The sequence below is a fragment of the Methylobacterium haplocladii genome (assembly GCF_007992175.1).
GTDB lineage: Bacteria > Pseudomonadota > Alphaproteobacteria > Rhizobiales > Beijerinckiaceae > Methylobacterium > Methylobacterium haplocladii.
The window spans coordinates 1-626 of sequence record NZ_BJZT01000103.1 but is presented as its reverse complement, the minus strand read 5'-3'; the positions used below and the strand labels follow the sequence as shown (position 1 = coordinate 626).

The window sequence follows — 626 nt, the reverse complement described above, 5'->3', positions numbered from 1 at the left end:
TATCGGCGGGTCCGGCACCGATGCTGCAATGGCTTCAGATCGCCACGCTGGTGGTGGATCCGAGCTACCAGCGCCCGATCTGCGGACGCGGCCGCAGCAACGTCGACCGCATCGCCAGCGAGTTCAACTGGCGCTTCTTCGCCCCCGTCGTCGTCTCCCCCGTCGAGGGCGGAAAGTTCGCCATCATCGACGGCCAGCACCGCACCACCGCCGCCGCCCTCGTCGGCTTCGACACCGTGCCCTGTCAGGTCGTCATCGCAGGCCGCGAGGAACAGGCCGCCGCCTTCAAGGCCATCAACGGCGACACCACCCCGATGTCCCGCATGGCCCTGCACGCCGCCGGCGTCATCGCCAACGAACCCCGCGCCGTCGAAATCGCCAAGGTCTGCGCCTGCGCCGAGGTCGAGCTGCTGCGCTACCCCGTCCCCGTCGACAAGCAGAAGGCCGGCCAGACCATGGCGGTGGGCGCCATCGCCCGCTGCCACCAGCATTACGGCGCCGACACCCTGATCACCGCCCTGCAATGCGTCACCCAGACCGCCAACAACGAGCCCGGCATGCTCTCCGCCCGCATGATCAAGGCCCTCTGCGAAGTCCTCAAGAACAGACCCGAATGGCGAGAGTCC

Annotated in this window: 1 protein-coding gene; it reads left to right on the top strand. The window is 68.4% G+C overall.

Annotated features, from left to right (window positions below; translation table 11 throughout):
• Positions 1–20: 20 nt before the first annotated feature.
• The coding region (locus MHA02_RS21925) for a ParB N-terminal domain-containing protein (protein ID WP_210245108.1) at positions 21–626 on the top strand (606 nt) is incomplete at its 3' end.